Source organism: Nodularia sp. UHCC 0506, assembly GCF_034931045.1.
Taxonomy (GTDB): domain Bacteria; phylum Cyanobacteriota; class Cyanobacteriia; order Cyanobacteriales; family Nostocaceae; genus Nodularia.
Map to the genome: position 1 here is coordinate 147806 of NZ_JAYGHH010000005.1, position 4625 is coordinate 152430.

Here is a 4625-nt window from a genome sequence, read left to right on the forward strand (position 1 = left end):
AAGAATCGTTATTAACTACAGTTTGAACTTCATCAATTTTTGGAATTGAATTTATCTGTGTAAGTATGGGTTCAACTTTAGCCGGATTGACTAAATTAGAAGTTTGTTGATTATCGGTTAACGCCGGAGTATTATTAGATGGAATTGCTGCTGAGGAATCGTTATTAACTACAATTGGAATTTCATCAATTTTTGGAATTGAATTTAGTTGTGTAACTATGGGTTCAATTTTAGCCGGATTAACTAAATTAGAAGTTTGTTGATTACTGGTGAACCCCGGAGTATTATCAGAATTGAATATAAGATTTTTTGTCTGTATTCCATGCGATCGCTCCCAGTCTACACCATTCGACTCATACTCACCGTCAACAGCAGAATAAATTTCCCCCGCAGTAAATATGGAAGCAATCAGGGGTTGCATCACTGGCGTTAAACCTAAAGTGCGTGTAGCCAATGTTGTGAGAAAGTCATTCATGATACTGCTAAATCTAAATAAAACTGTCTTCTAACTGCGCTCATAGCCAGAATATCTGCTTCTCGCCAACCATAAAAGCGTGCTAATGTATGAACCTCATGCAGCAAGCGTTTAGCTTGAACGCTAATTTCACTCCAAAAAAATGCCACTATATCAAATAAAATCTGCCAGTCATGATTGCAAGCAGGACAGGTGAGATTTAATAATATTTCGGCTTGGGGGTCACATTCAGCCATCTGCTGCGCCAAAACAGTCATCAAATCAGGAGACAATTCTTTATTATCAAGCGCAACTTCATCACGATGGACTTCTAAAACACAACGTTGTCCAATTAAATAGCGTGCTTTGTTCACATCCTGATAACCAACCACAGCCGCTAAATCTTTACTGTTAGGTAAACGAAACCGCAGTTTTAAATCCCCAGAAGTGAGCAAATATTCCTGATTTATAGCTGGTATAGGTTCAGTAACCCGAATATCTGCCACATTAACTGTAAATTCCAAGCGTTCACCACATTTAGGACACTCAGCATAACTTTCCATTTTGTTACCAAAGGTAATTTCTCTGAGTGTTAATAAAGATGCGTCTCGTTGTCCAATACTCAGCGATGCTAATTCATCCACAGATTTATCTGGGTAAGCAAAACTCAGCAGAGTCATGGCTCTATCTATGGGATGCTGTTTTTGACCAGTTTCCCAAATTTCGATCATGTTTTGGGCGGACAATGAACGCATAATTTACACCAGATACGAAAAGAAGCGAAACGGAGATGGGAAAAGTATTTCTCTTTCCCCCTGCTCCCTGCCCCCTGCTCCCTGCTCCCTGCTCCCTGCTCCCTGCCCCCTGCTCCCTGCTCCCTGCTCCCTGCTCCCTGCTCCCTGCTCCCCTGCTTCCAGTTAAGCTGGTTCTAAGAAACTTGGTTCTGTGGGTTCGTTAACATCATAGTCACGCTCCCAGCCTTCATTTTGTAACTGAATGCTTTGAATGGCGATAGCATTTGCACTTGCATCTAATTCGGGTAATGATTGAAATTCTGATACCCAGCAACGAAAGACTTTATAGGCGATCGCCACTTGTCCCGCCTCATTCATCACCTCTATAATGATGTCCTTACGAAAATCTTTTAAAGAAACTTCCGCACCCAAACCAGAACCATAATTCCAAACCTTGTTCGCCCACTGTTCAAATTCCTTATCGTGAGTCACACCCCTTTCTAAAGTAATCGCTTCATATTTAGTTTGTCCTGGTGACACACGGGAGGTGCTGGGGTCCCCTCCTTCCCGATGGGTGACTACTTCTGTAGTGCGTTTCAAAGCTCCCACTTTGCTAACTCCAGCCACATATTTACCATCCCATTTCACACGAAATTTGAAATTTTTATAAGGGTCGAAACGCTGGGCATTGACACTAAACTGAGCCATGATAACCTCAATGAAATATCGTTAATTTATTTGTGCAGAAAATACAGCAGTCCTCAAGCATTCCGGAAAACCACTCTTTTCTATCTCTCTGCGTTCTCTGCGTCTCTGTGGTTAGATAAAAAAAATTAAATTTAACCAACGAGACACAATGGCTACAGGGGACAAAAAAACCTAATTTTCCACTAATTTAAACAGAAATTTGCCCAGCCATCTGCTGAAATTGGAGAATCACAAACTCGGCTGGTTTTAAAGGTGCATAACCAACAACAACATTCACAATTCCCAGAGTTATATCATTCTGAGTAGTTGTTTCACTGTCACATTTGACAAAATATGCTTCCTTCGGTGACTTACCCTGAAAAGCTCCTTGGCGAAATAAATTATTCATAAACGCGCCAATATTCAAGCGAATCTGCGCCCATAGTGGTTCATCGTTAGGTTCAAATACCACCCATTGAGTCCCACGATAAAGACTTTCTTGTAAGAACAAAGCCAACCGTCTCACAGGAATATATTTCCATTCCGAAGCATCTTGATCAGCCCCTTGACGAGTCCGCGCCCCCCAAACGATGGTTCCATAAGCAGGAAATGTGCGTAAACAATTAATCCCCAAAGGATTCAAAACGCCATTTTCAGGATCTGTTAAAGTATAGGTCAAACCTTGCGCGCCACGGATTACAGCTTCAATCCCGGCTGGTGCTTTCCAGACACCGCGATCGCTATCTGTGCGAGAAAATATGCCAGCGATCGCGCCAGAAACCGGAAAATCCCGCAGACGGAAATCTTTTTGCGGATCAGCAGCCAAAATTCGCGGAAAGAAAATAGCCGCATTTTTATCTTTACTAGCCCCCACAGCCCAATCACCAATATCAGTAAAACCCTTGGCAGGTGGCGGATCAATAATATAAAATGCCCTTCTATCCTCACAAAATTTCACAGCTGATTGAATCACAGCCTTACTAGCAGAGTCACTGAGCTTAGTGGTTTCTGGAATCACTAACAAATTAAACAAATCCACATCACGCAACGCATATATTCCAGTTTTGGCATCAAATCCACCGAGAATATCATTAGCATTTTGGGGCGGACTTCCATCAGCACCACCAATTAACCTGGTATTATTTACAGGTAATGGGCGACGTGTTCGCGCACCTTGAAATTCCTGTCCACCATTATTAATTCCTAATTGCAAAGCCGAAGATGCGTCATTATCGGGAGAATTTGTCACCTCTACGGCGGCAATTTCGGCATTTGTAGACCTTGAAACCAGTTTAATGAAATTTCCAGCTTCCGAGTCTTCCACACCTGCTACATTGGCACGGGAAGCTACTAAACGAGAGGTGAGGTTAGCTGCTGTAATAGCGTTATTAATAGCCGTCACCAACTGATTAAGATTAGTCGGCGGGAAGGGTAACTCTGGTGTGGACTGATTATTTAAAATCAGTGTAAAATTATCCTCACCATCAATTACCCCAGAAATTTTAATTTGTTTGTCCGTTAATGTGGGGAAAGTAGACAAATCACCACTCAGAGTAAAACCTGTCTCACTGTCACCGCTAAATAATCCTGTGGGAACTTCTACCCGGATCAGCTTAGAAGCACTGTTAATGACATCTGGAGCATATTTAGCTGACCTACTATTCATAGTCAGGTTCAGAAACCTTTCCGTTTCTACAGCCACAGGATTAGGACTGTTACCTTGCTGTACTTGACGGGTGACAGTCAGGTTAAAAGTACTTGTCAAAGTTAGGGGAGAACTACCGTAATCTATCGTTATAAATAAATTGTCGCCCCACTTCCCAGCGTTAGCAGCTTTGACAGTCAAAGCATTTTCATTCGCACCAGTTCCATATTTAAGTATTTGACTAGCTGCACCAGCATTTTGAGCTACCCGCACCACATACGCATCAGTACCACCGTTCAAAAAGAATTGCTGTATAGAATAGCTAATTTCGCTATCTGGGTGTAATCCACCAAAAGCCCGTTCAAAATCGCCAAAGTTAAAGATGCGTACAGCTTTATTTAATTCACCTCTTGGTGTGTAGCCAACAAATGCTGTGATTGAGGTGGAAACCCCTGTGATGGTGCGGACTCCACTGGAAATTTCCTCAATGTAAACACCTGGATAGGTGGGATTGACAGGCATAAAATATTCCTCTTAGGCTGAGTCTGTGCAGATAGAACCAGATTATCTCAGAATACAATGTCTTATTCCTGAATTACGTATTTCACCTTATTTTTGACTTTGGTGACAAGCCAAACACTGAATAATTGAGGATTTACGCAACTGGTATATTATTTTAAGTTTGTAGTGAGGACTTTAGTCCTCAAAATCAGGGCTGAGAGCAATTACTACAAGCACAAGCAAAAAATTTTTATTTTTTGTGACACTTGCGTAAATTCTGTCATTTTAAGTAGTGTTGCAACCCTGAATAAATAGCTAGAATCAGAATGCTTACCTATTTGTACTGAGGTTGTGGCTACTATATCTTGTCCCACTTGCCATCAACTCGTTGATAATCAGGCGATTACTTGCCCCTATTGTCGGACAACTCTCAAAGCTTACGGTCATCCTGGGATTCCACTGCACCGTGCTACTGGGAAAGAGTTTCTGTGTGACAGCTGCACATATCACGCCGATGATACTTGTAACTTTCCTCAACGCCCCTATGCTAAAGACTGTACTCTGTACGAAAACATAGAAGAAAGCAAGTTAAGATTACAAGCCC

5 protein-coding genes are annotated in these 4625 nt (G+C 41.8%); 1 reads left to right on the forward strand and 4 read right to left on the reverse strand.

The annotated features are described in order from the left end of the window. The 4 genes from VB654_RS06025 to VB654_RS06040 form a co-directional block, all read right to left on the reverse strand. On the reverse strand, positions 1–475 hold a 475-nt coding region (locus VB654_RS06025; protein ID WP_323212669.1), incomplete at its 3' end, for a hypothetical protein. After that, positions 472–1209: a phage baseplate protein gene (locus tag VB654_RS06030; protein WP_323212670.1), complete on the reverse strand. Its 738-nt coding sequence runs from the start codon at positions 1207–1209 to the stop codon at positions 472–474. The genes VB654_RS06025 and VB654_RS06030, both read right to left, overlap by 4 nt. A gap of 162 nt (positions 1210–1371) precedes the next feature. Next, the gene (locus VB654_RS06035; protein ID WP_323212671.1) at positions 1372–1896 is read right to left on the reverse strand and encodes a phage tail protein; all 525 of its coding nucleotides are present in this window, start codon (positions 1894–1896) and stop codon (positions 1372–1374) included. 187 nt (positions 1897–2083) lie between these two features. Beyond that, on the reverse strand, positions 2084–4042 hold the full coding sequence (locus tag VB654_RS06040; protein ID WP_323212672.1) for a phage tail sheath subtilisin-like domain-containing protein: 1959 nt from the start codon (positions 4040–4042) through the stop codon (positions 2084–2086). Positions 4043–4372: 330 nt separating this feature from the next. Here VB654_RS06040 and VB654_RS06045 point away from each other — a divergent pair. Next, positions 4373–4625, forward strand: a 253-nt coding sequence (locus VB654_RS06045) for a zinc ribbon domain-containing protein (RefSeq protein WP_323212673.1), incomplete at its 3' end; no start/stop codon positions are given.

Excerpts from the sequence above, each read along its gene's own strand:
- VB654_RS06030 (WP_323212670.1), bottom strand. The coding sequence starts at position 1,209 with ATGCGTTCATTGTCCGCCCAAAACATGATCGAAATTTGGGAAACTGGT.
- VB654_RS06035 (WP_323212671.1), bottom strand. The coding sequence starts at position 1,896 with ATGGCTCAGTTTAGTGTCAATGCCCAGCGTTTCGACCCTTATAAAAAT.
- VB654_RS06040 (WP_323212672.1), bottom strand. The coding sequence starts at position 4,042 with ATGCCTGTCAATCCCACCTATCCAGGTGTTTACATTGAGGAAATTTCC.